The following is a 26529-nucleotide window of genomic DNA, read 5'->3' as shown; positions in this document are numbered from 1 at the left end:
TCAGCCTGCTCCTCCCGGGGTACCCGGATCGGTCTCCGGGTCCTGCTCGACGTCGAGATCCGCCGGGGGCGGCCCCTCGGAGAGGTCGACCACCCGCCCGTGCCGGCTGGTCGCGGCGAGCGCGGCGCCGAAGAGCACCAGCTGGTTGAGCAGGTACAGGTAGAGCAGCAGCCCCACCGCACCGGCCACCACCGTGTAGGCCGGGTTCCGCTCGGTCCGCACCACGTAGAACCGCCCCACGGTGTTGAGCAGCGTGATCCCCACCGCGACGAACACCACCACCGGCCGCAGCCGCCGCCTGCTCATCCGCAGCCGGGGCACCGCGACCAGCATGGCGGTCGCCAGCACCGCGTTGACCAGGACGCTGAGCACGGCGCTGAGCGTGGTCAGGCCGATGGAGCCGGTGGCCCGCAACAGCAGGCGCAGCAGCGACTCCAGGGCGTCCACGGCCGCCACCGAGAGGCCGAGCATCACGAAGACCAGCACCAGCACGCCCAGGTCGACCAGGCGGCGTACCACCAGGTTGCCGGGCTGCTGGTTGAAGCCGTACATCAGGCGCTGCGAGGATCGGATCGCCTCCACCCAGCCGATCCCGGTGAAGACCAGGATGACCAGGCCGACCACGCCGACCGCGTTGCTGCTCTCCGCGATCTGCCCGGGATCGATGAACGGCAGGTTCTCCCGGAGGAAGTCGGCCGCCGCCTCGCTGACCTCGTCGTTGTCCTCAAGGATCGCCCCGAAGATCGAGTACCCGACCAGGGCGAGCGCGAAGACGGCGAAGAACCCGTAGTAGGCGATCGCGGCGGCCAGCCGCCCGCCCAGCACGTTGCTGTAGAGGTCGATCGCCCGCCACAGGTGGTCGACGCGCGGCCACCGCTGCCGGGCCGTGGTGAACCGGCGGTCGATGCCGGCCGTCAACCGGCCCCACGCGTCCACCACGTCATCCTCGCCGATCTCCGCCGCGGAGGCGGGCACGTGGCCGGCAGGCCGGGTCAGCCACCGAGCCGGAAGTCCCGGCGCGGCTGCCACCGGGTCTCGCCGCTGTGCGAGAAGAGCGTGAACGAGTCGACCTCGAACATCGCCGAGAAGTCGGCCAGGTCCTCGTACGCCCGGTCCAGCGCCTCCGGGGCGACGTCCTGCGCGACGGTGACGTGCGGGTGGTACGGGAAGCGGGCCTCCCGGTGCAGCTCCGGTGCGGCGTTGATGGCGGCGGCCAGCAGCTCGCACTCGCTGATCCCGGCGGCCACCGCCACGAAGACCACCTGGGTCACCGGGCGGAACGTGCCGGTGCCCCGCAGGTGCAGGGTGAACGGCAGGTGCCGGGCGGCCACCCGGGCCAGGTGCGCCTCGACCGCCGGCAGGGCCGCCACCGGGATCTCGGTGGGCCCGAGCAGCGTCACGTGCGCCGGGACCACCTGCGGGTCGCCCGCCTCGACCCGGCGCCGGGTGAGCATGCCGCCCCACGGTTCCGGGACGTCCACCGCGATCCCGATCTGGATGGTGCCACCGGCCACCGGCGACCCGTCCCTGCGATCCACGCTCCGCGCCACCCCTCCACCCGTACCCGTCGGCCCGGCGCCGCTACTCGAAGCGGACCGGCGGGAAGAACCCGATCCGGTCGTACGCGGCGCGCAGCGTCGGCGCGGCGACCGCGCGAGCCTTCTCCGCGCCGGCCGCGAGCAGCTTGTCCAGCTGGGCCGGGTCGTCGAGGTAGGCGCGGGTGCGCTCCTGGATCGGGGTGACGAACTCCTTGACCACCTCGCCGAGGTCCTTCTTGAGGTCGCCGTAACCCTTGCCCGCGTACGCGGCGACCAGGTCGTCGATGCTGCGCCCGGACAGCGCCGAGTAGATGGTCAGCAGGTTGGAGATGCCCGGCTTGGTCTCGGTGTCGAAGACGATCTCGCGGCCGGTGTCGGTCACCGCGGAGCGGATCTTCTTGGCCGAGCGGGCCGGCTCCTCCAGCAGGTCGATGATGCCGGCCGGCGAGGAGGACGACTTCGACATCTTCGCCGCCGGGTCCTGCAGGTCGGTGATCTTGGCAGTGTCCTTGACGATGTGCGGGGCGGGCACCGTGAAGGTCGGGCCGAACAGCGAGTTGAACCGCTGCGCCAGGTCACGGGAGAGCTCCAGGTGCTGGCGCTGGTCCTCGCCGACCGGCACCGCGTTGGCCTGGTAGAGCAGGATGTCGGCGGCCTGCAGGATCGGGTACGTGAAGAGCCCGACGCTGGCCCGTTCGCTGCCCTGCTTCTGCGACTTGTCCTTGAACTGGGTCATCCGGCTGGCCTCGCCGAAGCCGGTGATGCAGCCGAGCACCCAGGCCAGCTGCGAGTGCTCGGGCACCTGCGACTGGACGAACAGGGTGCTGCGCTCCGGGTCCAGCCCCACCGCGAAAAGCTGCGCGGCCGCCACCCGGGACCGCTGCTTGAGCACCTTCGGGTCGTGCCCCGCCGTGATGGCGTGCAGGTCCACCACGCAGTAGAACGCGTCGTGGGTCTCCTGCAGCGCCACCCAGTGCCGCACCGCGCCGAGGTAGTTGCCGAGGTGGAACGAGTCGGCCGTCGGCTGGATGCCGGAGAAGACGCGGGGGCGGGCGGGAACGTCGGACATGCCGGCAATTCTGTCAGCAACGCCCGGCGTACGTCATGACGGGCCGGTGGGTCGGCTCGCCGCCGTCGCGGCGGGGGCGGTGACTTCGCGTCGCTGCTCGGGCAGGCGTGCGGCGGAGACCGCGACGCGGGACACCCGGCGCCCCTCCAGGGCCAGCACCCGCAGCAGCCAGCCGCCGGCCGGCTCGTCCGGCGCCTCGGTGTCGGCCGGGGAGACCGGCACCTCGTCGCCGACCACCGGCAGCCGGCCGAGCGCCGCCATCACGAAACCACCGACCGTCTCGTACGGCCCGGCGGGCAGCGGGACACCGGTGCGCTCGGCGAAGTCGGCGAGGTTGAGCCGGCCGTCCACCACGGCGGGCAGGCCCGCGTGCGCGGGCTCGGGGGCGGCGTCGTACTCGTCGTGGATCTCCCCGATCAGCTCCTCGATCAGGTCCTCCAGGGTGACGATGCCGGCGGTGCCGCCGTACTCGTCGACCACCACCGCCAGGTGGTGCCGCTCGCGGCGCATCTCGGTCAGCGCGGCGAGCACCCGCTTGCTGCCGGGCAGCTGTTTGACCTCGCGGGTCAGCTCACCGACGGTGGTGCACGGGTCGAGGTCGGGGCGGAGCAGCACGTCCCGCAGGTGCACGAAGCCGACCACGTCGTCGTGGGTGCCGTCGACCACCGGGTAGCGGGTGTGCGTCTCGGTCCGGACCACCCGCTCCGCCTCGGCGATGCTCAGCCCGGCGGAGAGGAAGACGACCTCGGTGCGGGGCATCATCACCTCGCGGACCAGGCTCGCGCCGGCGACCAGCACCTCGTCGATGATCCGCCGCTCGTCCGGGTCGAGCCGGGTGTTGGCCGCGACGAGGTCGCGCAGCTCCTCCTCGCTGATCCGTTCCCGACCGGCCGCCGGGCTGGCGCCGAGCAGGTCGGTGACGAGGCGGGTGGCGCCGTCGGCGGCCCGGACGACGAGCCGGGCGACCGTCCGGGCGACCGGTCCGGGTCGGCGTCGGGTCCGCCCCGACACCCGTCGGCGCAGCCCGGGACCGCCCGCTTCCCGCATGGAACAGATGGTAAGGCTGCGGGTCACCGGCGACCGGCGATGTTTGGATCTGTTCAATCGTGAAGGTTCATGGTGGAATAGGGTGGAGCCGCGACGCTGGGCGCACGCACAGCGCCCGGCCGTAGGGTGATCACGAACGGCCCGCGACGGGACGCGGCCAGTCAGGAGGACCCGACGTGAAACTGCTCGTCACCGGCGGCGCCGGCTTCATCGGCAGCGTGGTGACCCGGATGCTGCTCGACAACGGCCACGACGTGACGGTCCTGGACGACCTGCGCACCGGCCACCGGGCCGCGCTCGCGCCGGACGCCACCCACGTCGACCTGCCCGTCCACGAGGCCGCCCGGGTGCTGACCCCCGAGGCCGGCTTCGACGGGGTGCTGCACTTCGCCGCGCTGATCGCCGCCGGCGAGTCGATGGTCAAGCCGGAGCTGTACTGGCACGCCAACACGGTCAGCTCGATCGCCCTGATCGACGCGGTCCGCGCCGCCCGGGTGCCCCGGCTGGTCTTCTCCTCCACCGCCGCCGTCTACGGCAACCCGACCGAGCTGCCCATCCCGGAGACCGCGGTCAAGGCCCCCACCAACACGTACGGGGCCACCAAGCTCGCCGTCGACATGGCGCTCACCTCCGAGGCGATCGCGCACGACCTGGCCGCCGTCTCGCTGCGCTACTTCAACGTCGCCGGGGCGTACCTGCGCGACGACGTCGCGATCGGCGAGCGGCACGACCCGGAGACCCACCTGATCCCGATCGCGCTGGACGTCGCCGCCGGAAAGCGGGAGAAGCTCCAGCTCTTCGGCGACGACTACCCCACCGTCGACGGCACCTGCGTGCGCGACTACATCCACGTGGCGGACCTGGCCCGGGCCCACCTGCTGGCGCTCACCGCCGCCGTGCCGGGCCGGCACCGGATCTACAACCTCGGCAACGGCAACGGCTTCACCAACCGCCAGGTGGTCGACGTGGTCCGCGAGGTCACCGGCCACCCGCTGCCGGTCGAGGTCGCGCCGCGCCGCGAGGGCGACCCGGCCGAGCTGGTCGCCTCCTCCGCGCTGGCCCGCGAGGAGCTGGGCTGGACGCCGGAGAAGCCGACCCTGCACGACATGGTCGGCGACGCCTGGGCCTTCTACCGCGCGCACGTGCTGGAGCAGCGGTGACCGGGCCGGCCGCGGACACCGCGGCATCGGCCGCCCCGTCCGGCGACGTCGCGGCCCGCGCCGCCGCCGGCTTCCACGCCGCGTACGGTGAGCCGCCCGCGGGCCGCTGGGCGGCTCCCGGCCGCGCCAACCTGATCGGCGAGCACACCGACTACAACGACGGCTTCGTGCTTCCCTTCGCGCTGACCCTGCGGACCGTGGTCGCCGCCGCCCCGCAGCCCGGTGAGCGGTGGACGGTCCGGTCGGAACTCTCCGACGAGGCCGTGGAGTTCGGCGCCGCCGAGGTCGACGAGCCGGGCCGGGTCACCGGCTGGGCGGCGTACGTCGCCGGGGTCGTCTGGGCCCTGCGCGCGGCCGGGTACGACGTGCCCGGGGCCCGGCTGGCCATCGCCTCCGACGTACCGGTGGGCTCCGGGCTGTCCTCCTCGGCGGCCATCGAGGCGGCGGTGCTCGCCGCCCTGGTCGACCTGGGCGGGCTGGACCTGCCCGCCGAGAAGCAGCCGCGGCTGGCCCAGCGGGCCGAGAACGCCTACGTCGGCGCGCCGACCGGGATCATGGACCAGTCTGCGGTGATCCGCTGCCGCGAGGGGCACGCCCTCTTCCTGGACTGCCGCACCGAGGCTGTCGAGCACATCCCGTTCGACCTCGACGCCGCCGGGCTGGCCATGCTCGTCGTGGACAGCCGGGCCCCGCACCGGCACGCCGACGGCGAGTACGCCGCCCGCCGCGCCGCCTGCGAACGGGGTGCCGCGCTGCTCGGGGTGCCCGCGCTGCGGGACGTGGCGGTCGCCGACCTGGACGCCGCGCTGGCCCGGCTCGACGACGACGAGATCCGCCGCCGGGTCCGGCACGTGGTCACCGAGGACCAGCGGGTCCTGGACACCGTCGAGTTGCTTCGCGCCGGCCGGGTACGCGACATCGGCCCGCTGCTCACCGCCTCGCACGCCTCGATGCGGGACGACTTCGAGATCACCGTCCCGGAGATCGACACCGCGGTCGAGGCGGCCCTCGCCGCCGGCGCGCTCGGTGCCCGGATGACCGGCGGCGGCTTCGGCGGCTGCGTCCTCGCCCTCGTCGACGCCGACTGCGCCGACGCCGTGGCGAGCGCCGTGACGGACGCCTACGCCGAACGTGGCTTCCCCGCCCCGGGCCACGTCACGGTCCTCCCCGCCCCCGGCGCCACCCGCCTCGACTGACCCCCCCTCGCGGGCACCCCGCCCTCGGGCCAGATACAGAGAAAGAGTGGCTATCCACGGTGGAACAGCCACTCTTTCTCTGTAGGTGCGCCTTCCCGCCGAGGCCCGGGGCGGGGTCAGGCGGTGTCGACGATCATGCCGGCGGCGACGGTGCGGTTGGTGGTCTCGTCGATGATGACGAAGCCGCCGGTGGTGCGGTTGCGGCGGTACTCGTCGGCGAGCAGCGGCACCGTGGTGCGCAGCCGTACCCGGCCGATCTCGTTGAGCTTCAACTCGCCGGCCGCCTCGTCCCGGTGCAGCGTGTTGATGTCCAGCCGGTAGTGCAGGCCGCGCACGATGGCCCGCGCCGACCGGGTGGTGTGCTTGATCGCGTACTTGCCGCCGACCTGGAGCGGGCGGGTCTCGTCCATCCAGCAGACCATCGCCTCGATGTCCTGCGAGACCGCCGGGGCGTTGTTCGGCCGGCAGATCATGTCGCCGCGCGAGATGTCGATCTCGTCTTCCAGCCGTACGGTGACCGACATCGGCGGGAACGCCTCGGCCACCGGGCCGTCCGCCGTCTCCACTGAGGAGATCCGGCTGGTGAAGCCGGACGGCAGCACCATCACCTCGTCGCCCGGCTTGAGCACGCCCGAGGCGACCTGGCCGGCGTACCCGCGGTAGTCGGTGACGGTGGTGGACTGCGGGCGGATCACGTACTGCACCGGGAACCGCACGTCGACCAGGTTGCGGTCGGAGGCGATGTGCACCCGCTCCAGGTGGTGCAGCAGCGACGGCCCCTCGTACCAGGGCATCTTCTCCGAGCGGGTGACGATGTTGTCGCCCCTGAGCGCGGAGATCGGCACCACGGTCAGGTCCGGCACGTCGAGCTTCGCGGCGAACGCGGTGAACTCGTCGGCGATCCGCTCGTAGACCTCCTGCGCGTAGTCGACCAGGTCCATCTTGTTCACGCAGAGGACCAGGTGCGGCACCCGCAGCAGCGAGCAGAGGAAGGCGTGCCGGCGGGACTGCTCGACCAGGCCCTTGCGGGCGTCCACCAGGATCAGCGCAAGGTCGGCGGTGGAGGCGCCGGTGACCATGTTCCGGGTGTACTGGATGTGCCCCGGGGTGTCGGCGATGATGAACTTGCGCCGTGGGGTGGCGAAGTAGCGGTACGCCACGTCGATGGTGATGCCCTGTTCCCGCTCGGCGCGCAGGCCGTCGGTGAGCAGCGCCAGGTTGGTGTACTCGTCGCCCCGGGCCGCGCTGACCGCCTCGACGGCGGCGAGCTGGTCGGTGAAGAGTGACTTGGTGTCGTAGAGCAGCCGGCCGATCAGGGTCGACTTGCCGTCGTCCACGCTGCCGGCGGTGGCGAAGCGGAGCAGGTCCATCGGGCGGCTCGCCACCTCGGGCGCGATCGTCTCGGTGGTCATCAGAAGTAGCCCTCCCGCTTGCGGTCCTCCATGGCGGCCTCGCTGACCCGGTCGTCGCCGCGGGTCGCGCCGCGCTCGGTGATCCGGGTGGCGGCCACCTCCTCGATCACCCTCTCCACCGTGTCGGCGTCCGAGCGGACGGCCGCGGTGCAGGAGGCGTCGCCCACCGTGCGGTAGCGCACCCGGGCCTTGAACCGCTCCTCCCCGGCGCGGGGCTGGAAGAACTCGTTCACCGCGTAGAGCATGCCGTCGCGCTCGACCACCTCGCGCTCGTGCGCGTAGTAGATCGAGGGCAGCGGGATGCGCTCCCGGGCGATGTAGTGCCAGACGTCCAGCTCGGTCCAGTTGGACAGCGGGAAGACCCGGATCGACTCGCCGGGGTGGTGCCGGCCGTTGTAGAGCGACCACAGCTCGGGACGCTGGTTCTTCGGGTCCCACTGGCCGAACTCGTCGCGGAAGCTGAACACCCGCTCCTTGGCGCGGGCCTTCTCCTCGTCCCGGCGGGCACCGCCGAAGAGCGCGTCGAAGCGGTGCTTCTCCACCGCGTCGAGCAGCACCGGGGTCTGGATCCGGTTGCGCATCCCGTCGCCGGACTCGCGGACCATGCCGCTGGCCAGGGCCTCCGGCACGCTCGCCACGATCAGGTGCAGGCCCAGTTCGGCGACCCGCTGGTCGCGGTACTGAAGGACCTCGGGGAAGTTGTGCCCGGTGTCCACGTGCATGACCGGGAAGGGGATGTTGGCCGGCGCGAACGCCTTCTGGGCCAACCGGAGCATGACGATCGAGTCCTTGCCGCCGGAGAAGAGCAGCACCGGACGCTCCATCTCCGCGACCACCTCGCGCATCACGAAGATGCTCTCCGCCTCCAGCGCGTCGAGGTGCGAGACCTGGTAGAAGCGGGCGGGGGCGGTCATGACACGGTCTCGATCGGCGCGGATCCGCTCATGGATTCCAGACCTTTCCGGTCGGATACATCAGGAACAAGCGCTCAGGCTACCCGGAATGTCTCTGCAGCGCTGCAAGCAACCGAGTGGCGAGATCCTTGCGGCAGACCAGCAGGTCCGGCAGGCGTGGATCCGCCTCGTTGTATTTCAGCGCAGAACCGTCGATCCGGGAAGCGTGCAGGCCGGTGGCCGTCGCCACAGCGATCGGGGCGGCCGAATCCCACTCGTACTGGCCGCCCGCGTGGATGTAGGCGTCCACCTCACCGGTCACCACCGCGGCGATCTTCGCGCCCGCCGAACCCATCGGCACCAGGTGCGCGCCCACGTCCTCCGCCAGATCGGTCAGGAAGACCGGCGGCCGGCTCCGGCTCGCCGCCAGGCGCAGCGTCCGCCCGCCACCCGCGGTCGCCGCCTCCAAGGTCAACGGCGGGTACGCCGGCGGGTAGTCGGTGCCGAGCACCCGGTGCTGCGCCGGCAGCCCCACCGCCCCCGCCACCAGCCCGTGCGGCGTCGGTGCCTTCCGCGCCCAGAGCGCCACGTGCACCGCCCAGTCCGAGCGCCCCTCCTCGGAGAACTCCCGGGTGCCGTCCAGTGGGTCGACGATCCACACCCGGTCGGCGGTCAGCCGGGACACCGCCGCAGGGTTCACCTCCGCCGCCCAGGCCAGCCGGGAGCCCTCGTCCTCCTCGGAGAGCACCGCGTCGCCGGGCCGCCACCGTGCCAGCTCGGTGCGGATCAGGTCGTGCGACACCTTGTCCCCGGCCGACTTCAGGGCGCCCGGGTCGGCGAAGCCCATCTCGGCCCGCAACTCCAGCAGCGCCTGCCCGGCCCGCGCCGCCAACCACCGGGCGAACGCGCCGTCGATCATCGGAGGACTGCCCACGTACCACTCCCGTCGCCTCGCCGCGATCCGCGTCGCGGGTCACGCCACGTCAGAAGGCGCAGACTACCGGCCGGGCAGCTCCGCTCCGGGTACGCCCCGCGCTCAGGCCCCGTGGTACGCGTTCTGCGTCGGCTCCACGCCCTTGGTGACCACCGACTCCACCACGTCCGCCGCCCGGTCCACCAGGAACTCCAGCTCCTTGCGCTCCACGCTGCCGAAATCCGACAGTACGTAGTCCGCCGGGTCCTGCCGCCCCGGCGGCCGGCCGATGCCGAAGCGCACCCGGACGTAGTCCTTCGTCCCGAGCGACTTCGACATCGAGCGCAGGCCGTTGTGCCCGCCCTCGCCGCCGCCGATCTTGATGCGCAGCTGGCCGTACGGGATGTCCAGCTCATCGTGCACCGCGATCACCCGCTCGGCCGGGATCTTGTGGAACTGGGCCAGCGCGGCCACCGGACCGCCCGAGAGGTTCATGTACGTCAGCGGCTTGACCAGCACCAGCTTCGGCCCGCCGAAACCCAGCCGCCCCTCGGCGACCTCCGCCACCGCCCGCTTGTGCCGGCCGAACTTCGCGCCCAGCCGGCCCGCCAGCAGGTCGGCGACCAGGAAGCCGACGTTGTGCCGGTTGCCGGCGTACTCCCGACCGGGGTTGCCCAGGCCGACCACCAGCCACGGTCCCGCCTCGTCCGTCACGTCCCGTCCCTCCCGCTCGTCGTCAGCGCCGCACGCGTCCCGATACGCCGACAGGCGCCCCCGGTGTCCGCCGGGAGCGCCTGCCGCAAAAGATGGTGCGAACCGATCAGGCCTCGGTCTTCGCCTCGGCGTTCTCCTCGGCGGCCGGAACCTCGGAGCCCACCGGGGCCTCCTCGGCCTCGGTGGCGGCGGCCTCCGCGGCCTCCTCCTCCGGCGTCTCGATCTCGGGGAGGGTCGCCTCGAGCTGCTCGGCGGTCGGGGCGGCGGTCACCGAGGCGACCGTCTGCTCCGCGTCGGCGGCCAGCTCGACGCCGGCGGGCAGCTGCACGTCGGCGGCGGTCACCTGGGAACCGGCCTCCAGGCCCTCGATCGAGGCCTCCAGGTGGTCCGGCACCTTGGTGGCGTCGGCGGTCACCGACAGGGTGTCGTGGTCGTGCACGATCAGGGTGTCCCGCGCGGCCTCGCCGGTCAGCTGGACCGGGACGTCGACGGTGACCTTCTCGCCCCGACGGACCAGGATCAGGTCGACGTGCTCGAAGGTGTCCTTGATCGGGTCACGCTGGATCGCCTTCGGCAGCGCCAGCGCCTGGGTGCCGTCGCTGACCTCGATCGCGAAGAGCTGGTTCGCGCCGCCCTTGCGGATCGCGGCCGCGAACTCGCGGGCCGGGAGCGCGATGTGCTTGGGCTTCTCGCCGTGGCCGTACAGCACGGCGGGCACCTTGCCGGCCCGGCGGGTACGACGGGCACCACCCTTGCCGAACTCGGTACGGGGCTCGGCGCTGATCTTTACCTCGGACACGGGGAAACTCCTGATGCTTTTCGCGGCGGCGGCTTGTCGTCTGGCGGTGCTGGGGCGAGGGGCTCGCTGGGGCTCATGCGTCATGAACGACTGCCCGGAGCACCGCGTCGATGACGGTGCCTCCGTGCGGCGCTTCTCAGCGGCCCGCCGGGCACCCTCGCCGTGGCAACCGCACCAGTCTACCCGAGCGGATTCCGAGGTCTCCGGCAGTCCCCTCCACACCGGTCCCACCGGCGCGTCGGCCGGCGGGAACGGTGCCGCACCGCGGTCACCACCGCGGTGCGCGGGTCAGCTCAGGCCACCGAAGAGGGTGGTCACCGAGCCGTCGTCGAAGACCTCGCGGATCGCCCGGGCCAGCAGCGGCGCGATGGACAGCACGGTCAGCTTGTCGAGCTGCTTCTCCGGCGGCAGCGGCAGCGTGTTGGTCACCACGATCTCGCTGATCGGGCTGTTCTTCAGCCGCTCGGTGGCCGGGTCCGACAGCAGGGCGTGGGTGGAGGCGACCACGATCTCCGCCGCACCCGACTCCTTGAGGATGTCGGCGGCCTTGGTGATCGTGCCACCCGTGTCGATCATGTCGTCGACGATCAGGCAGACCCGACCCTCGACCTCACCGACCACCCGGTTCGCCACCACCTGGTTCGGCTTCAGCGGGTCCCGGGTCTTGTGGATGAACGCCAGCGGGCAGCCGCCCAGCCGGTCGGTCCACCGCTCGGCCACCCGCACCCGGCCGGAGTCCGGCGCCACCACGGTCATCGGCCGGCCGGCGTACTTGTGCTCCACGTACTCGGCCAGCACGTCCATCGCGAAGAGGTGGTCCACCGGGCCGTCGAAGAAGCCCTGGATCTGCGCGGTGTGCAGGTCGACCGTGAGGATGCGGTTCGCCCCGGCGGTCTTCAGCAGGTCGGCCACCAGCCGGGCCGAGATCGGCTCGCGGCCCCGGTGCTTCTTGTCCTGCCGGGCGTACGGGTAGAACGGCAGCACCACGGTGATCCGCTTGGCCGAACCACGCTTCAGCGCGTCGATCATGATCAGGGTCTCCATGACCCAGGTGTTCACCCCGTGCGTGACGGACTGCACCACGAAGGCGTCCGAACCGCGCACCGAGTCCTTGAACCGTACGAAGATCTCGCCGTTGGCGAACTCGTACGCGTCGGAAGGCGTCGGCGCGACGCCGAGCACCTCACCGATCTCCTTGGCCAGCTCCGGAAAGCCACGTCCGGAGAAGAGCATCAGGCTCTTGCGGTTTTCGGCGACGATGCTGCCCATGGGCCCGTCTGCTCCCGTTGGTCGGTGGTTCCCGGCGGCGGTTAGGGCCGGGGACTATTCGGTTGCAGTATCCCCCGCGCCCGACGGCCGTCCCACGGTCTCGGCGCGCCCGTGGATTGCCTCACCTTCCCTTGCGACCGGCGTGTCGGCCGACGCACCCTTCGCCCGCTCCGCCGCCGCGGCCGAGGCCGTACCAGGGCGCTTGCGGGCCACCCAGCCCTCGATGTTGCGCTGCGGCGCCCGGGTCACCCCGAGCGCACCCGGCGGCACGTCCTGCGAGATCGCGCTGCCCGCCGCCACGTACGCCCCCGCGCCCACCTCGACCGGCGCGATCAGGCTGGTGTCGCAGCCGACGAAGGCCCCCTCGCCCACCGTGGTGCGGTGCTTGTTCACCCCGTCGTAGTTCACGAAGATCGTCGCGGCGCCGATGTTGGCCTTCGCCCCGATCGTGGCGTCACCCACGTACGACAGGTGCGGCACCTTCGCGCCCGGCCCGACCTCGGAGTTCTTCACCTCGACGAACGTGCCGACCTTCGACTTCTCGGCCAGCCGGGCGTCCGGGCGCAGGTAGGCGTACGGCCCGACGCTGGCCCCGGGGCCGACCTCGGCGCCCACCGCGTGGCTGCGCAGCACGGTCGCCGCCGCCCCCACCACGGTGTCGATCAGCGTGACGTCCGGCCCGACGACCGCCTCCGCGCCGACCGTCGTCGCGCCACGCAGCTGCGTGTTCTGGTCGATCACCGCGTCCCGCTCCACGGTGGCGGTGACGTCGATCCAGGTGGTCTCCGGGTCGAGGATGCTCACCCCGGTGCGCATCCACGCCTCGTTGACCCGGTCGCGCAGCAGCCGGCGCAGGGCGGCCAGCTCCACCCGGTCGTTGCAGCCCAGCGTCTCGACGTGGTCCGCCGCGACGTGCACGCCCACCGGCTCCCCGGCCGAGACGAGCAGGCCGAAGACGTCGGTCAGGTACTCCTCGCCCTGGTCGTTGTCGGTGGAGAGCTTGCCCAGCGCGTCCCGCAGCCGCGCCGCGTCGAACGCGTAGATGCCGGCGTTGATCTCCCGCAGCGCGCGCTGCGCCGGCGTGGCGTCCCGCTCCTCGACGATCTGCTCCAGCCGGCCCGCGGCGTCCCGCACGATCCGACCGAGGCCGGTCGGGTCGGGCACCTCGGCGGCGAGCACCGTCGCCGCCGCGCCCTCGCCCTCGTGCGCCTCGACCAGCGCGGCCACCGTCTCGGCGCGCAGCAGCGGGACGTCGCCGTTGATCACGACCACCGTCCCGGTCGCCTCCGGCGCCGCGTCCAGCGCGATCCGCACGGCGTGCCCGGTGCCGAGCTGCTGGGCCTGCAGGACCGGGGTGGCGTCCGGGGCGATCTCGCTCAGATGCGCCCGGACCTGCTCGGCGCCGTGCCCGACCACGACCACGGTGTGGTCGGCGGCCAGCGGCGCGGCCGCGGTCAGCACGTGGCCGAGGAGGGTACGGCCGAGCAGCGGGTGCAGCACCTTGGGCAGCGCCGACTTCATCCGCTTGCCCTCACCGGCGGCGAGCACGACGACGGTACGGAGGTGGGGCTGGGGCACGACGTGGCTCCCGTCGGGAAGGCGACAGTCTCGCGGTCATGCTAACCACGCAGCACGGGCAGTCCGTCCCATACCCCTGCAGAGGGGTGTCTACGCGAGCGGGGCTCGGCCGCCAGGGTTCGAACCTGAAACACGGGTACCAAAGACCCGGGTGTTGCCAATTACACCACGGCCGACTGTGACGCAAGACAGCTTAACGCCTCCGCCTGAGGTGCCCCCACCCCTATGTGATCGCCTCGGCGAGCCCCGCGACGAGACCCTCGATCCGCCGGCACGGCAGGAACGCCGGAACGCCGGTACGACACGTCGTTCATTCACGTCCGCAACTGTTCACTCCGTCCGGCCCGGTGCCTAAGTTACGGTGACGTAGGCGTATCTCCCCTCTGCGAGGTGCCATGTCGACCTCTCTGACCAGCGGGCCGAAGCCGCTCACCCAGGGCCCGCAGTCCACCGGCATCCTGATCGCCCTGTGGGCGTTCGTGGTCGTACCCTTCCTGGCCCTGCTCGCCGCGGTGCCGGTCGCCTGGGGTGGCTGGCTGAGCGGGACGGACCTGGCGATCGCCGCCTTCTGGTATCTCCTCTCCGGCCTGGGCATCACCGTCGGCTACCACCGGTACTTCACCCACGGCTCGTTCAAGGCCCCGCGCCCGGTGCGGGTGGCGCTGGCGGTGGCCGGCTCGTTCGCCGTGCAGGGCGAGATCATCCAGTGGGTCGCGGACCACCGCCGGCACCACGCGTTCTCCGACGCCGAGGGTGATCCGCACTCGCCGTGGCGCTACGGGGAGAGCGTCCGCGGGCTGGCCCGAGGGCTGTTCCACTCCCACGTCGGCTGGCTCTTCGGCCGGGAACTGTCGAATCGGGCCCGCTTCGCCCCGGACCTGCTGGCCGACCGGGACACCCGGCGGGTGGACCGCCTGTTCCCGCTGCTGGTGGTGGTCTCGGTGCTCGGACCGGCGGTGATGGGCGGCCTGGCCACCTGGTCCTGGTCGGGGGCGTGGACGGCGCTCTTCTGGGGCGGCCTGGTCCGCATCGCGCTGCTGCACCACGTGACCTGGTCGATCAACTCAGTCTGCCACGTCTACGGGGAGCGGCCGTTCGCGATGCGCCAGGGCGACCGGGCGGCGAACTTCTGGCCGCTGGCGATCCTGTCGTTCGGCGAGAGCTGGCACAACCTGCACCACGCCGATCCGACGAGCGCCCGGCACGGCGTGCTGCGCGGCCAGCTGGACATCTCGGCCCGGGTCATCTGGCTGCTGGAGAAGGCCGGCGGCGCGCGGGACGTGCGCTGGCCGAAGCCGGAGCGGGTCGCCGCCAAGCTGGTGAAGCCGGTCGCACGGCGCTGAAACCGGGCGATGCCCGCGGACGTTACCTGGCAGTATGGCCGGGTGACCGAGGCAGACGGGCACGGCGGCAGGAACATCCCACGACAGGGCGTCACCGAGCGCCGGCGAGGTGACGAGATGGCGGACGAGGCCACCGGCGGACGGCGGCGGGCGGCGCCCGCGGCGGCGGCCGCCAAGCCCCCCTCCCGGGTACGCATGTCCGCCGCCCAGCGGCGGGAGCAGCTGATCGCGATCGGCCGGCAGATCTTCGCCGAGCGCGGTTTCGACGCCACCTCGATCGAGGAGGTGGCGTCCCGCGCCAAGGTGTCCAAGCCGGTGGTCTACGAGCACTTCGGCGGCAAGGAGGGCCTCTACGCGGTGGTGGTCGACCGCGAGGTGCGCGCCCTGCTGGACCGGATCACCACCGCGCTGACCGCCGGGCATCCGCGCGAGTTGCTGGAGCAGGCGGCGCTGGCGCTGCTCACCTACATCGAGGAGGAGACCAGCGGGTTCCGGGTGCTGGTCCGGGAGTCGCCGCTGATGTCGGCGACGGGCAACTTCAGCAGCGTGATGAACGACGTCGGGCACCAGGTGGAGCACATCCTGGCGGCCGAGTTCTCCGGCCGGGGGTACGACCCGAAGCTGGCCGAGCTCTACTCGCAGGCCCTGGTGGGGATGGTGGCGCTGACCGGCCGCTGGTGGCTGGAGGTGCGCAAGCCGCGCAAGGAGACGGTGGCCGCGCACCTGGTGAACCTCTCCTGGAACGGCCTGTCGCACCTGGAGCCGAAGCCCGGGCTGATCACCCGTAAGCGGGCCTGACGGTCGGCGCCGCCCGGCTCAGCGGGTGCCCGCCTCGGAGATCGGGTGTCGCCGGTCGTTGCGCTCCTTCTCGGCGTGCTCGTCCGTGCCGACCTTGTCGTAGAGGCCGGTGGCGAGCAGCAGCAACCCGAAGACCATCGACACGATCACCGTGGACATGGAGAAGTTCAGGAAGTTCACGCTGGTCTGCAGGACGGACATCATGGCGATGGCGGTGATCATGAAGACCGCCCCGGCGGTCAGGTTCATGTAGTGGCCGAGGTTGCTGCGCCGGGACGCGCCGATCATCAGCACGATCCCGAAGGCCACCGACACCAGCGAGAACGCCAGGTTGGTGCGGAGTCCGAGCGCCCAGTGGGAGCCCCGGTCGAACAGCGGCTCCCCCCAGGTCTCGAAGACCCCCCAGACGCCGAAGACCAGGATGTAGAGCCCGACCAGCCCGGCGATGACCCGGTACAGCGGGCGCGCGGGGTGGTTCACCGGAAAGTGCGCCATGACCCCTCCGTCCGAGAAGACCTCTTTCCGGAGAATTCTCCCCCAGACCGGACCCCGCCGTCCGGCGAACAGTCGGGCAGCCGCGCCAACGAAAGATCCCGCCCCGCCCGGGAACAAGCCACGGACGGAGCGGGATCAAAACGCCGAAGCGCGACCGACGGATCAGAGCACGAGCCGGGCCTTCTCCCAGGCTTCCTTCTCCTCGTCGGTGCCGACCTTGCCGTACATGCCGACCATCAGCAGGACGAGGCTGAGGGTCAGCACCACGATGTCGGTCATGATCGTGAAGTTGAAGATGTTGGCGTCGGTCTGCAGGAACGCCAGCTCGGCCAGGCCGAGCACCATCAGGCCGTAGGCCAGGAGCTGGTTGATCGCCACGTCGAGGTTGCGACCGATCACGGTGCCGACCAGCACGACGATGCCGAGCAGGATGCTGAGCAGCGAGAACCCGAGGTTCGTCCCCTGACCCAGGACCTTGGTGTCATCCTGGGCGAAGAGGTCGCTGCCGGCGCTCGTGATGAGGCCGAGCACACCGAAGACCACCAGGTACAGACCAACGAGCCCGCCGATCGCCCGGTAGATCGGCCGCGCGGGGTGGTTGACGGGGGTATGGGCCATGTCTGAGTCTCCAACGCCGTGGGGATGAGAGAGGTCGACGACGATTGTCCCGCACGCCGGGATGTGACGCCGCACACGGCCCCGTCTTCCGGTGCGTCGGGGGTCAGACGGGCGGGATCTCGTCGGCCAGGGTGAGCCAGGTCTCCTCGGTCCGCTCGCGTTCGGCGCGTACCTCCTTGAGCTGCGCGTCGAGTTCGGCGACCTTGGCGTAGTCGGTGGCGTGCGCGGCCAGCTGGTCGAGCAGCCCGGTCTCCTTCTGTTCCAGCTTGGCGATCTGCCGTTCCAGCCGGCCCAGTTCCTTGCGGGCCTGCCGGGCCTCGGCGGCGGACATGCCGGTCGGGGCCGCGGCGCCCGGGGCGGCCGTGGGAGCCGCGGGGAGGCGCGCCGGCTCCGCGCCGCCGGCCCGCGCCAGGTACTCGTCGACGCCGCCGGGCAGGTGCACCAGCCGGCCGTCGCCGAACATCCCGTACGCGACGTCGGTGACCCGCTCGATCAGGTACCGGTCGTGGCTGGCCACGATGACCGTCCCGGGCCAGGAGTCGAGCAGATCCTCCAGCGCGGCCAGGGTGTCGGTGTCCAGGTCGTTGGTGGGCTCGTCGAAGAGCAGCACGTTGGGCTCGCCGGCGAGCAGCCGGAGCATCTGCAACCGGCGGCGCTCGCCGCCGGAGAGGTCGCCGACCGGCGTCCAGAGCCGCCGGTCGTCGAAGCCGAAGATCTCGGCGAGCTGGGCGGCGGAGACCTCCCGGTCGCCGAGCTGCACCCGGCGGGCGACCTCCTCGACGGCCTCCAGGACCCGCAGGTCGCCGGGGAGTTCGGCCAGCTCCTGCGACAGGAACGCGGGCCGGACGGTCGAGCCGGTGTGGAAGCGGCCGTCGTCGGGGCGGGTGACGCCGGCGAGCATCCGCAGCAGGGTGGTCTTGCCGGCGCCGTTGCGGCCGAGGATGGCGATCCGGTCGCCGGGGCCGACCTGCCAGGTGGCGCGGTGCAGGATCTCCTTCGGGCCGGCGAGCAGCCGGACGTCCTCCAGGTCGTACACCTGCTTGCCGAGCCGGGCGGTGGCGAGCCGTTGCAGCGACATGGTGTCGCGCGGCGGCGGGACGTCGGCGATCAGCGCGTTGGCGGCGTCGATCCGGAACCGGGGCTTGGAGGTCCGGGCGGGCGGGCCGCGCCGCAGCCAGGCGATCTCCTTGCGGAGCAGGTTCTGCCGGCGGGCCTCGGCGGCGGCGGCGACCCGCTCACGTTCGGCGCGGGCCAGGGTCCAGGCGGCGAAGCCGCCCTCGTACGCCCGGACGGTCTGGTCGGCGACCTCCCAGGTGTTGGTGCAGACCGCGTCCAGGAACCACCGGTCGTGGGTGACCACGACCAGCGCGCCCTTGCGGCCGACCAGGTACTTGGCCAGCCAGTCGACGCCGCCGACGTCGAGGTGGTTGGTGGGCTCGTCGAGGATCAGCAGGTCCGACTCGCGGACCAGCAGCGCGGCCAGCGCGACCCGGCGCCGCTCGCCGCCGGACATCGGGCCGACGGGCTGGTCGAGGCCGAGGTGCGGCATGCCGAGGCCGTCGAGGATGGCCCGGACGCCGGCGTCGCCGGCCCACTCGTGCTCGGCGCCCATGCTCTGGGCGAGCCAGGCGGTGCCGAGCACCACGTCCCGGACGGTGGCCTCGGGGGTGAGCGTGAGGCTCTGCGGCAGCCAGAGGACCCGCAGGTCGCGGCGGTGGGTGACCCGCCCGCCGTCCGGTTCCTCCTGCTTGGTGAGCAGCCGCAGCAGGGTGGACTTGCCGGCGCCGTTGAGGCCGACCACGCCGATCCGGTCGGCGTCGTCGAGGCCGAGCGAGACGTCGGTGAGCAGCGGCCCGGCGGCGCCGTACCCCTTGGACACCCGGTCCAGGTTGACGATGTTGGCCACGACCTCACCTCCCATGATCAAGGCGTCCCGGTGCCGGCTGGCACCTGGGGACGCCTGGCCTTCCAGGGTACGCGGACACCCGGCCGGCCCCGCGCGGCGCTGCGCCGCCGACGCTGCTGCGGCAGGTCAGTGGGACACCGGGACACGCCGCACGCGGGGCGCGGCGCCCGGCGGGCGGCGCGGCCGGTGAGGTCAGGTGATCCGGGCTCCGGCGACCGGCCCGTGGGCGACCCGGGCCTCCCGGCACACCTCGGCCGCCTCCAGCTCGCCGGCGATCCGCTCCGCGTGGGCGGCGTCGGCGGCGAGAAAGACGCAGGTGGGGCCGGAGCCGGAGACGAGGCCGGCCAGCGCGCCGGCCGCCTCGCCGGCCTTCAGGGTGTCGGCCAGCGACGGGCGCATCGCCAGGGCGGCGTCCTGGAGGTCGTTGCCGAGGGTGGCGGCGAGTACCCGGGGGTCGCGCTGGCGCAGCGCGGCGAGCAGCGCGTCGGTGCTGCCCAGCGGCTCACCGGCGCTGCCGGCGTCGCGGAGCCGGTCCAGCTCCCGGTAGGCGGCCGGGGTGGACAGCCCCCCGTCGGCGATGGCGACCACCCAGTGCCAGGAGGTGGGCCGGGCCAGCACCGGGCTGACCGCCTCGCCCCGGCCGGTGCCGAGGGCGGTGCCGCCGTGGATCAGGAAGGGCACGTCCGAGCCGAGGTCGGCGGCGATGCCGGCCAGCTCGTCGCGGGAGAGCCCGGTGCCCCAGAGCGCGTCGCAGGCGACCAGCGCGGCCGCCGCGTCGGCGCTGCCGCCGGCCAGCCCGCCGGCGAGCGGGATCTGCTTGCGCAGGTGCAGCCGGGCGTGCGGCATCACCCCGGCGTAGCCGGCGAGAGCGTGGGCGGCCCGGATCACCAGGTTGGTGTCGTCCAGGGCCAGCTCCCCGGCGCCCTCGCCCTCCATGGTCAGGGTGAGCGTGTCGCCACGGCGGGCGGTGAGCTCGTCGTGGATGGAGATGGCGTGGTAGACGGTGTTCAGCTCGTGGTAGCCGTCGCGGCGCAACGGCCCCACCCCGAGGTGCAGGTTGACCTTGGCCGGCACCCGGACCCGGACCGGTCCGCTGGCGCCGCGCCGCTGCTGCTCGTCGTCTTCGTCCGGTCGCCAGGCCTCGGTCACGGGGCGAGTTCCCGCACACGCAGGCGGATGTCGAACGGCTTGGCCACGATCAGCTCCTCGGCGGAGTCGGCGGCCGGCTCGTACCGGCCGTCGACCAGGTCGTACGCGTACACGTGCAACGGATCCTGCTCGATCCGCCAGTAGTGCGGAATGCCCGCGTCGGCGTAGTCGGCCGGCTTCTCCAACCGGTCCCGCCGACGGGTGCCGGGCGAGACTACTTCGACGGCGAGCACGACCTGCTCGGCCTCGAAGTAGTGGTGATCGGCCGCCACCGGACGCTTCAGCAGGACCACGTCAGGTTCGAGGGTGTTCCGGTAGTTGATCGCCACCCCGACGGCGGTGGCCGGCGTCAGCTCGACCGGCGCGTGCTGCCGCAGCCACATCCAGAGCAGGTTGCCGATGTTCTGATGACCAAAGGTCGGGGAAGGAACCACGACGAGGACTCCGTCACGCAGCTCGACGCGGGGGGCGTCGTCGGGCAGGGCCAGGACGTCCTCGATGGTGTGGTTGGCCAACCGCTGCCGAACGGGATCCGGGCTCCACATCCCGTGGGCGGTGGGGTCGATCGGCTGCGCGGTCACTCGTACACCTCCTCCGCGGACACGGGGCCAGACTACTGCGCGACGGGCGCGACGGACGGAGCCGACGCGGCGATGGCGGCGAACTGCTCGACGGTGAGTGACTCCCCGCGCGCGCCGGGGTCCACACCGGCGGCGGTGAGCGCCGCGGCGGCCCGGTCGGCGCCGCCGGCCCAGCCGGCCAGCGCGGCGCGCAGGGTCTTGCGGCGCTGCGCGAACGCGGCGTCCACCACGGCGAACACCCGCTCCCGGGTGACGTCGTCGCGGGGCGGCTCGCGGCGGGTGAAGGCGACCAGGCCGGAGTCGACGTTGGGCACCGGCCAGAACACGTTCGGTGGCACCTTGCCCGCGGCCCGGGCCCGGGAGTACCAGGCCAGCTTCACCGACGGGACGCCGTACACCTTGGAGCCGGGACCGGCGACGAGCCGGTCGGCGACCTCCTTCTGCACCATCACCAGGCCCTGCCGCAGGGTGGGCAGCTCGGCCAGCAGGTGCAGCACCACCGGCACCGCGACGTTGTAGGGCAGGTTCGCCACCAGCGCGGTCGGGGCCGGGTCGGCCAGGTCGGCGGCGCGGACCCGCAGCGCGTCGGCGTGGTGCACGGTGAGCCGGCCGGCGTCCGGCCCGGCGTGCCGGGCGGCGGTCTCCGGCAGTGCCCCGGCCAGCGTCCGGTCGATCTCCACGGCGTGCACGTGGGCGGCGACCGGCAGCAGGGCCAGGGTGAGCGAGCCGAGACCCGGCCCGACCTCCAGCGCCACGTCGTCCGGGGTCAGCCCGGCGGCGGTGACGATCCGGCGGACCGTGTTCGGGTCGTGCACGAAGTTCTGGCCGAGCTTCTTGGTGGGGGCGACGCCCAGGCGGGCGGCCAGTTCCCGGATCTCCGCCGGGCCGAGGAGTCCGGTCACGCCCGTAGCGTAGCGGCGGGGCCGGGCCGGTTCACCACGGGCCGAAGACCCGGTCGCCGGTGGCGGAGATGGCGGCGCAGAGTTCGTCGAGATCCGCGCCGGTCGTCGCGGCCAGCGACCGGACCGTCAGCGGGATCAGGTACGACGCGTTCGGCCGTCCCCGGTGCGGCATCGGGGTCAGGTACGGCGCGTCGGTCTCGACCAGGATCTGCTCCAGCGGGGTCAGCGCGGCGGCCTCGCGCAGCGCCGTGGCGCTGCCGAAGGTGACGGTGCCGGCGAAGCTGAGCAGGTAGCCCCGGCGCACGCACTCGGCGGCGAACTCGGCGTCGCCGGAGAAGCAGTGCAGCACCACGGTGTCCGGCGCGCCCTCGTCGTCGAGGACGCGCAGCACGTCGGCGTGTGCGTCCCGGTCGTGGATGACCAGCGCCTTGCCGTACCGCTTGGCGATGGCGATGTGCGCCCGGAAGCTCTCCTCCTGCGCGGCCCGCCCCTCGTCGCCGGTACGGAAGAAGTCCATCCCGGTCTCGCCGACGCCGCGGACCCGGTCGCGGGCGGCGAGCGCCTCGATCTCGCGCAGCGCCTCGTCGAGGTCGGCCAGCCGGGGCGCCTCGTTCGGGTGCAGCGCGACGGTGGCCAGCACCGCCGGGTACTTCTCGGCGACGTCGGCGCCCCAGCGGGAGGAGGCCACGTCGACGCCGACCTGGACCAGCCGGTCCACGCCGACGGCGGCGGCCACCTCGACCGCGACGGCGACCGGGTCCTCCGCGGGACCGCCGCCGGGCACCCCGGCCTCGCTGACCGTGATGTCCAGGTGGGTGTGGCTGTCGAGCACGGGGCGGGGCAGCGCCTCCGGCGCGGGCGGGAACTCCCCGGCCCGGCGGGCGGCCCGCTGCTTGCGGGTTTCGGTCGGCTCACTCATCGCGGCCAGCATCACACACCGCCACCGGGCCACGTCTCCGGGACGCCATCGACTGTTCACCGGTCTGGCATTCCCCGCGCTTAGCGTTTCCGGAATGACCGTCACCCCTCAGTCCAGCGACACCGGACTGCGCGTCGGGTACGAGGGCGCGAGCTATCCGGCGGAGGAGATCGCCCGGGGCGCGGCGTACGAGCTGTTCAGCGCCGACGAGGCGCCCGGTTTCGAGTGGTCGCCCCGGCCGGGCACCGCGCTGCCGTGGCGGAGGTTCGTGCACGTGACCGAGGTCGGCGCGGTGCACGGCGCGGCGGAGCCGGCCGAGGAGCCGGAGGCGCCGCTGCTGGTGCCGCTGCACCGGGAGCGCGGCTGGGCGTACGTGCACCAGCTCAGTCAGCAGCCGGCGGCGGCCGGGGACCCGACGCTCACCGCGGTGCGCGCCTCGGCGGTGGTGCGTCGCGGCACCCGGATGGTCAAGGTGCTCTCCGCCCGGCAGCTCGCCGGGTACGTGCGGGGTTGGCTGCCGCACGGCTTCTGCTACCGGGAGCACGACGTGGCGCACCTGCGTACGCCGGGGGCGCTGGCGGTGCTGCGCGGCAACGGCGCGGGCGGCGGCGACGAGCTGGCGTACGCGCTGCGCTGGCGGGCCGCCGACCCGGTCGACTACGAGGTGCCGGCCGGCCCGGCGCACCGGGGCCTGCTGGCGCTGCCGCCCCGGGACCGGCTCGGCCCGCCGGTGCTGGGTACCGGGTTCGTGCCGAGCAACGCGCAGCTGATCCCGGAGTTCGTCACCCGGGACTGCGCCGACCTGCCCATGCCGGCGAACGCCACCCTGGTCGCGTACACCGCGCAGGGGGTGGAGGTGGTGCTCTACAGCTACCAGGCGGAGCAGCGCGGCTGGCTGCGGATGGTCGGCCCGCAGTGGCGGCATCTGCTCGCCGCGGTGCAAGGGCTCTCCCCCGACCAGGAGTACCTGCCCACCGGGGAGGCGCCCCGCGCCACCCAGCTCGTCGGCGGTTACGCCGGCACCGAGTACGAGGCGGTGGCCGACCTGCCGGGCGGGTTCCGGGTGCTGGCGATGACCCGGTCCGCCCGCTACCCGGTGGAGTCGGTGGCCCGGCGGCTGCGGTACGCGCGCTGGCGGGACGTGCCGTGCCTGGTGTTGCGGGAGGAGGCGGGGTGGCTGCGGTTGCGGCTGTGCCGGCCGGACCCGGACGCGGTTCTCGGCACGGGGGCGCAGTGCCACGAGCGGGGCGTCTACGAGACCTGGGCACCGGGGTCCGAGGTCACCGACGACCAGGTGGTGGACGTGTCGTACGCCGTGTGACGGGGCGCGCATAACGGGCAGTGGGCCGGGAAAGCGCGGGGGCGTCCGACATCGGAGATCAGGAGACCCGCATGCCTTTCGTCACCGTCGGGACGGAGAACTCCGCCCCCATCGACCTGTACTACGAGGATCACGGTTCCGGTCAGCCGGTGGTGCTGATCCACGGGTTCCCGTTCAGCGGCTCGACCTGGGAGAAGGTCTCCATCCCGCTGCTGAACGCCGGCTACCGGGTGATCACGTACGACCGGCGGGGCTTCGGCGCGTCCGCCCAGCCGACGACGGGGTACGACTACGACACGTTCACCGCCGACCTCGACGTGCTGATGACGGAGCTGAACCTGCGGGACGCGATGCTGGTGGGGCACTCGATGGGCACCGGTGAGGTGACCCGCTACCTGGGCGCGTACGGGTCGGGCCGGGTGAGCAAGGCGGTGCTGCTGGCCCCGCTGGCACCGTTCCTGCTGAAGACGGCGGACAACCCGGAGGGCGTCGACAAGCAGCTCTTCGACGGCTTCCAGCAGGCCATCCTGGCGGACCGGTTCGCCTACCTGACGAGCTTCTGCGACGCGTTCTTCAACTACTCGGAGAACAAGGGCCGGTGGGTCAGCGAGGAGGCGTACCGGGCGCACTGGAACATCGGCGCGATGGCCTCGGCGAAGGGCACCTACGACAGCGTGGACGCCTGGCAGACCGACTTCCGGGCCGACCTGCCCAGGATCGACGTGCCGGTGCTGATCGTGCAGGGCGACAAGGACAACGTGCTGCCGTACCCGGTGACCGGGCAGCGGCTCCAGCCGATGCTGCCGAACAGCCAGCTGATCACGTTGAAGGGCGCCCCGCACGGCACGCCCTGGACGCACGCCGACGAGGTCAATCAGGCGATCATGAACTTCTTCGCCCAGCCGAGCATGGCCCGCGCCTGACCCGACGGGCCGAAAGATCGGCGGCGCGGCCCCGGGGAGACCCGTGGGCCGCGCCGCCGCGTGCGTCTCAGCCGGCCAGGCGGGCCAGCTCCTCCTCGACGATGGAGGCGTCGAGCTTGCGGAAGACCGGCTTCGGCGCCGCGAGCGGCCGGCCGGCCTCCACCGGTACGGACTCCCAGCGCGCCCCGACCGTGTAGTCGCCGGTCAGCACCGGGTACGCCGGGCCGCCGTCGAGGTCGTCGACCTCCTCGATCACCGGCATCGGCGCGTGCACGCCGGTGCCGCCGAGCAGCTCGTGCACCTTCTGCGCGGAGTGCGGCAGGAACGGGGTGAGCAGCGTGTTGGCGTCGCTGACCACCTGGAGGGCGACGTGCAGGATGGTGCCCATCCGCGGCTTGTCCGCCTCGTCCTTGAGCTTCCACGGGGCCTGCTCGGAGAGGTACTTGTTGGCCTCGGCGACCACCTTCATCGCCTCGCCGATGGCCTGCTTCTGCCGGTGCTTGGCGATCAGGTCGCCGACGACGGCGAAACCGGCCCGGGCGGTGGCGAGCAGCGCCTCGTCGGCCTCGGTGAGCCCGGCCGGGTCGACCGGCGGGATCGCGCCGAAGTTCTTCGCCGCCATCGAGACGGACCGGTTGACCAGGTTGCCCCAGCCGGCGACCAGTTCGTCGTTGTTGCGGCGGAGGAACTCGGCCCAGGTGAAGTCGGTGTCGTTGCTCTCCGGGCCGGCGACGGCGATGAAGTAGCGCAGCGCGTCGGCGTCGTACCGCTCGAGGAAGTCCCGGACGTAGATGACCACCTTGCGGGACGAGGAGAACTTGCGCCCCTCCATGGTCAGGTACTCGCTGGAGACCACCTCGGTGGGGAGGTTGAGCCGGCCCAGCTCGCCCGACTCGCCGTCGTTGGCGCCCTCGCCGGAGTAGCCGGAGAGCAGCGCCGGCCAGATCACCGAGTGGAAGACGATGTTGTCCTTGCCCATGAAGTAGTAGCCGCGGGCGTCCTTGCCCTCCCCGTCGGCCGACCACCACTTCCGCCAGGCCTCCGGGTCACCGGAGCGGCGGGCCCACTCGATGGAGGCGGACAGGTAGCCGATCACCGCGTCGAACCAGACGTAGATCCGCTTGTCGCCGCGGTCGCGCCAGCCGTCGAGCGGGATCGGCACGCCCCACTCCAGGTCCCGGGTGATGGCCCGGGGCTGGAGGTCGTCGAGCAGGTTCTTCGAGAAGCGCAGCACGTTGGGCCGCCAGCCCTCCCGGGCGTCCAGCCAGTGCCGCAGCACGTCGGCCAGGGCGGGCAGGTCGAGGAAGAAGTGCTCGGTCTCGACGAACTTCGGCGTCTCGCCGTTGATCTTCGACTTCGGGTCGATCAGGTCGACCGGGTCGAGCTGGTTGCCGCAGTTGTCGCACTGGTCGCCGCGGGCGCTGTCGTAGCCGCAGATCGGGCAGGTGCCCTCGATGTAGCGGTCCGGCAGGGTCCGGCCGGTGGACGGGGAGATCGCGCCGGTGGTGACCTTGGGCACGATGTAGCCGTTGCGGTGCAGCCCCTGGAACAGCTCCTGCACCACCGCGTAGTGGTTGCGGGTGGTGGTGCGGGTGAACAGGTCGTAGGAGAGCCCGAGCGCCTGCAGGTCCGCGGCGATCACCCGGTTGTACCGGTCGGCCAGCTCGCGGGGGGTGACCCCCTCGGCGTCGGCCTGCACCTGGATCGGGGTGCCGTGTTCGTCGGTGCCGGAGACCATGAGCACGTCGTGGCCGGCCATCCGCATGTACCGGGCGAAGACGTCGGAGGGAACGCCGAAACCGGAGACGTGGCCGATGTGGCGCGGGCCGTTGGCGTACGGCCAGGCGACCGCCGCGAGAACGTGACTCATGACCAGCAAGCCTAGTGACCGCGCCCCGGTGGCCGCGAACCAATAGGCCTCCCCGTGTCGGGGCCGACACCGCCGGCGGTCGATCCACCCCCGGCCGTTCGTCCGATTTGTCGCCG

25 protein-coding genes and 1 tRNA gene are annotated in these 26529 nt (G+C 72.5%); 6 read left to right on the top strand and 20 right to left on the bottom strand.

All coding sequences use genetic code 11. From position 1 onward, the window contains the following. The 4 genes from V6U88_RS08745 to V6U88_RS08730 form a co-directional block, all read right to left on the bottom strand. A complete protein-coding gene (locus V6U88_RS08745; protein WP_442934605.1) occupies positions 1 to 918 on the bottom strand; it encodes a YhjD/YihY/BrkB family envelope integrity protein in 918 nt (305 codons plus the stop codon). Positions 919 to 992: 74 nt separating this feature from the next. Then, positions 993 to 1538 carry a 2'-5' RNA ligase family protein gene (locus V6U88_RS08740; protein WP_334451432.1) on the bottom strand — a complete coding sequence of 182 codons (546 nt, stop codon included), beginning with the start codon at positions 1536 to 1538 and terminating at the stop codon, positions 993 to 995. A 43-nt stretch (positions 1539 to 1581) separates the two neighbouring features. Continuing rightward, positions 1582 to 2607 carry a tryptophan--tRNA ligase gene (trpS, locus tag V6U88_RS08735; protein WP_334451431.1) on the bottom strand — a complete coding sequence of 342 codons (1026 nt, stop codon included), beginning with the start codon at positions 2605 to 2607 and terminating at the stop codon, positions 1582 to 1584. Between the two features lie 33 nt (positions 2608 to 2640). Next, entirely contained in the window at positions 2641 to 3654 is a 1014-nt protein-coding gene (locus tag V6U88_RS08730) for a hemolysin family protein (protein ID WP_334451429.1), read from the bottom strand. Between the two features lie 230 nt (positions 3655 to 3884). On the opposite strand from V6U88_RS08730, the gene galE reads away from it, so the two are divergent. Together galE and galK are read left to right on the top strand one after the other, a co-directional pair. Beyond that, the gene (galE, locus tag V6U88_RS08725) at positions 3885 to 4814 is read left to right on the top strand and encodes a UDP-glucose 4-epimerase GalE (RefSeq protein ID WP_442934604.1); all 930 of its coding nucleotides are present in this window, start codon (positions 3885 to 3887) and stop codon (positions 4812 to 4814) included. After that, positions 4811 to 6010: a galactokinase gene (gene galK, locus V6U88_RS08720; RefSeq protein ID WP_334451426.1), complete on the top strand. Its 1200-nt coding sequence runs from the start codon at positions 4811 to 4813 to the stop codon at positions 6008 to 6010. Before galE ends, galK begins: the two co-directional genes overlap by 4 nt. 116 nt (positions 6011 to 6126) lie before the next feature. On the opposite strand, the gene cysN is transcribed toward galK, so the two are convergent. From cysN to V6U88_RS08680, 8 genes are all read right to left on the bottom strand, one after another. Continuing rightward, positions 6127 to 7422, bottom strand: coding sequence for a sulfate adenylyltransferase subunit CysN (gene cysN, locus V6U88_RS08715; RefSeq protein WP_334451424.1), 1296 nt, complete (start codon positions 7420 to 7422; stop codon positions 6127 to 6129). Further along, the gene (gene cysD / locus V6U88_RS08710) at positions 7422 to 8336 is read right to left on the bottom strand and encodes a sulfate adenylyltransferase subunit CysD (protein WP_334451422.1); all 915 of its coding nucleotides are present in this window, start codon (positions 8334 to 8336) and stop codon (positions 7422 to 7424) included. The genes cysN and cysD overlap by 1 nt, the downstream gene beginning before the upstream one ends. A 79-nt stretch (positions 8337 to 8415) precedes the next feature. Continuing rightward, on the bottom strand, positions 8416 to 9234 hold the full coding sequence (locus V6U88_RS08705) for a 3'(2'),5'-bisphosphate nucleotidase CysQ (protein WP_334451895.1): 819 nt from the start codon (positions 9232 to 9234) through the stop codon (positions 8416 to 8418). A gap of 117 nt (positions 9235 to 9351) precedes the next feature. Further along, the gene (pth, locus tag V6U88_RS08700; protein WP_334451421.1) at positions 9352 to 9942 is read right to left on the bottom strand and encodes an aminoacyl-tRNA hydrolase; all 591 of its coding nucleotides are present in this window, start codon (positions 9940 to 9942) and stop codon (positions 9352 to 9354) included. Between the two features lie 106 nt (positions 9943 to 10048). After that, complete coding sequence (locus V6U88_RS08695; protein ID WP_334451419.1) at positions 10049 to 10741, bottom strand: 50S ribosomal protein L25/general stress protein Ctc; 693 nt, start codon at positions 10739 to 10741, stop codon at positions 10049 to 10051. Positions 10742 to 11029: 288 nt separating this feature from the next. Next, on the bottom strand, positions 11030 to 12010 hold the full coding sequence (locus V6U88_RS08690) for a ribose-phosphate diphosphokinase (protein ID WP_334451417.1): 981 nt from the start codon (positions 12008 to 12010) through the stop codon (positions 11030 to 11032). Positions 12011 to 12064: 54 nt separating this feature from the next. Next, the gene (glmU, locus tag V6U88_RS08685) at positions 12065 to 13588 is read right to left on the bottom strand and encodes a bifunctional UDP-N-acetylglucosamine diphosphorylase/glucosamine-1-phosphate N-acetyltransferase GlmU (RefSeq protein ID WP_334451415.1); all 1524 of its coding nucleotides are present in this window, start codon (positions 13586 to 13588) and stop codon (positions 12065 to 12067) included. Between the two features lie 104 nt (positions 13589 to 13692). Continuing rightward, positions 13693 to 13764, bottom strand: a tRNA-Gln gene (locus V6U88_RS08680). A gap of 219 nt (positions 13765 to 13983) precedes the next feature. On the opposite strand from V6U88_RS08680, the gene V6U88_RS08675 reads away from it, so the two are divergent. Both V6U88_RS08675 and V6U88_RS08670 read left to right on the top strand, forming a co-directional pair. Continuing rightward, positions 13984 to 14931 carry an acyl-CoA desaturase gene (locus V6U88_RS08675; RefSeq protein WP_334451413.1) on the top strand — a complete coding sequence of 316 codons (948 nt, stop codon included), beginning with the start codon at positions 13984 to 13986 and terminating at the stop codon, positions 14929 to 14931. Between the two features lie 117 nt (positions 14932 to 15048). Beyond that, positions 15049 to 15729, top strand: a complete 681-nt coding sequence (locus V6U88_RS08670; RefSeq protein WP_334451892.1) for a TetR/AcrR family transcriptional regulator — start codon at positions 15049 to 15051, stop codon at positions 15727 to 15729. An 18-nt stretch (positions 15730 to 15747) separates the two neighbouring features. Here V6U88_RS08670 and V6U88_RS08665 read toward each other — a convergent pair whose 3' ends face one another. The 7 genes from V6U88_RS08665 to V6U88_RS08635 all read right to left on the bottom strand — a co-directional run bounded on the left by V6U88_RS08665 (position 15748) and on the right by V6U88_RS08635 (position 22311). Then, positions 15748 to 16224, bottom strand: a complete 477-nt coding sequence (locus V6U88_RS08665) for a DUF4383 domain-containing protein (RefSeq protein WP_334451411.1) — start codon at positions 16222 to 16224, stop codon at positions 15748 to 15750. A gap of 162 nt (positions 16225 to 16386) precedes the next feature. Continuing rightward, positions 16387 to 16842 (bottom strand): DUF4383 domain-containing protein, encoded by a 456-nt coding sequence (locus tag V6U88_RS08660; RefSeq protein WP_334451409.1) that lies wholly within the window; start codon positions 16840 to 16842, stop codon positions 16387 to 16389. A gap of 103 nt (positions 16843 to 16945) precedes the next feature. Then, positions 16946 to 18748, bottom strand: a complete 1803-nt coding sequence (locus V6U88_RS08655; protein ID WP_334451408.1) for an ABC-F family ATP-binding cassette domain-containing protein — start codon at positions 18746 to 18748, stop codon at positions 16946 to 16948. A 192-nt stretch (positions 18749 to 18940) separates the two neighbouring features. Next, positions 18941 to 19897, bottom strand: coding sequence for a 4-(cytidine 5'-diphospho)-2-C-methyl-D-erythritol kinase (locus V6U88_RS08650; protein ID WP_334451407.1), 957 nt, complete (start codon positions 19895 to 19897; stop codon positions 18941 to 18943). Beyond that, positions 19894 to 20478, bottom strand: coding sequence for a Uma2 family endonuclease (locus V6U88_RS08645; protein WP_334451406.1), 585 nt, complete (start codon positions 20476 to 20478; stop codon positions 19894 to 19896). The genes V6U88_RS08650 and V6U88_RS08645 overlap by 4 nt, the downstream gene beginning before the upstream one ends. Positions 20479 to 20510: 32 nt before the next feature. Continuing rightward, complete coding sequence (gene rsmA, locus V6U88_RS08640) at positions 20511 to 21380, bottom strand: 16S rRNA (adenine(1518)-N(6)/adenine(1519)-N(6))-dimethyltransferase RsmA (protein ID WP_334451405.1); 870 nt, start codon at positions 21378 to 21380, stop codon at positions 20511 to 20513. A gap of 31 nt (positions 21381 to 21411) precedes the next feature. Beyond that, the gene (locus V6U88_RS08635) at positions 21412 to 22311 is read right to left on the bottom strand and encodes a TatD family hydrolase (RefSeq protein ID WP_334451404.1); all 900 of its coding nucleotides are present in this window, start codon (positions 22309 to 22311) and stop codon (positions 21412 to 21414) included. Between the two features lie 82 nt (positions 22312 to 22393). Here V6U88_RS08635 and V6U88_RS08630 point away from each other — a divergent pair, with 82 nt between their 5' ends. Together V6U88_RS08630 and V6U88_RS08625 are read left to right on the top strand one after the other, a co-directional pair. Further along, entirely contained in the window at positions 22394 to 23620 is a 1227-nt protein-coding gene (locus V6U88_RS08630; protein ID WP_334451403.1) for a hypothetical protein, read from the top strand. 71 nt (positions 23621 to 23691) lie between these two features. Next, positions 23692 to 24543, top strand: a complete 852-nt coding sequence (locus V6U88_RS08625) for an alpha/beta fold hydrolase (protein ID WP_334451402.1) — start codon at positions 23692 to 23694, stop codon at positions 24541 to 24543. A gap of 67 nt (positions 24544 to 24610) precedes the next feature. Here the strand turns inward: V6U88_RS08625 and metG are convergent, their stop codons facing one another. Beyond that, entirely contained in the window at positions 24611 to 26413 is a 1803-nt protein-coding gene (gene metG, locus V6U88_RS08620; protein WP_334451401.1) for a methionine--tRNA ligase, read from the bottom strand. Between the last annotated feature and the right edge of the window lie 116 nt (positions 26414 to 26529).

Source organism: Micromonospora sp. CPCC 205739 (genome assembly GCF_036906795.1).
GTDB lineage: Bacteria > Actinomycetota > Actinomycetes > Mycobacteriales > Micromonosporaceae > Micromonospora.
Note: the sequence above shows the minus strand (reverse complement) of the source record. Positions and strands in the feature narration are given on the sequence as shown.

Excerpts from the sequence above, each read along its gene's own strand:
- metG (WP_334451401.1), bottom strand. The coding sequence starts at position 26,413 with ATGAGTCACGTTCTCGCGGCGGTCGCCTGGCCGTACGCCAACGGCCCG.
- V6U88_RS08730 (WP_334451429.1), bottom strand. The coding sequence starts at position 3,654 with ATGCGGGAAGCGGGCGGTCCCGGGCTGCGCCGACGGGTGTCGGGGCGG.
- V6U88_RS08630 (WP_334451403.1), top strand. The coding sequence starts at position 22,394 with ATGACCGTCACCCCTCAGTCCAGCGACACCGGACTGCGCGTCGGGTAC.
- V6U88_RS08690 (WP_334451417.1), bottom strand. The coding sequence starts at position 12,010 with ATGGGCAGCATCGTCGCCGAAAACCGCAAGAGCCTGATGCTCTTCTCC.
- V6U88_RS08670 (WP_334451892.1), top strand. The coding sequence starts at position 15,049 with ATGGCGGACGAGGCCACCGGCGGACGGCGGCGGGCGGCGCCCGCGGCG.
- V6U88_RS08660 (WP_334451409.1), bottom strand. The coding sequence starts at position 16,842 with ATGGCCCATACCCCCGTCAACCACCCCGCGCGGCCGATCTACCGGGCG.
- V6U88_RS08635 (WP_334451404.1), bottom strand. The coding sequence starts at position 22,311 with ATGCTGGCCGCGATGAGTGAGCCGACCGAAACCCGCAAGCAGCGGGCC.
- trpS (WP_334451431.1), bottom strand. The coding sequence starts at position 2,607 with ATGTCCGACGTTCCCGCCCGCCCCCGCGTCTTCTCCGGCATCCAGCCG.
- cysN (WP_334451424.1), bottom strand. The coding sequence starts at position 7,422 with ATGACCACCGAGACGATCGCGCCCGAGGTGGCGAGCCGCCCGATGGAC.
- galE (WP_442934604.1), top strand. The coding sequence starts at position 3,885 with ATGCTGCTCGACAACGGCCACGACGTGACGGTCCTGGACGACCTGCGC.
- V6U88_RS08625 (WP_334451402.1), top strand. The coding sequence starts at position 23,692 with ATGCCTTTCGTCACCGTCGGGACGGAGAACTCCGCCCCCATCGACCTG.
- V6U88_RS08705 (WP_334451895.1), bottom strand. The coding sequence starts at position 9,234 with ATGATCGACGGCGCGTTCGCCCGGTGGTTGGCGGCGCGGGCCGGGCAG.
- cysD (WP_334451422.1), bottom strand. The coding sequence starts at position 8,336 with ATGACCGCCCCCGCCCGCTTCTACCAGGTCTCGCACCTCGACGCGCTG.
- V6U88_RS08665 (WP_334451411.1), bottom strand. The coding sequence starts at position 16,224 with ATGGCGCACTTTCCGGTGAACCACCCCGCGCGCCCGCTGTACCGGGTC.
- V6U88_RS08675 (WP_334451413.1), top strand. The coding sequence starts at position 13,984 with ATGTCGACCTCTCTGACCAGCGGGCCGAAGCCGCTCACCCAGGGCCCG.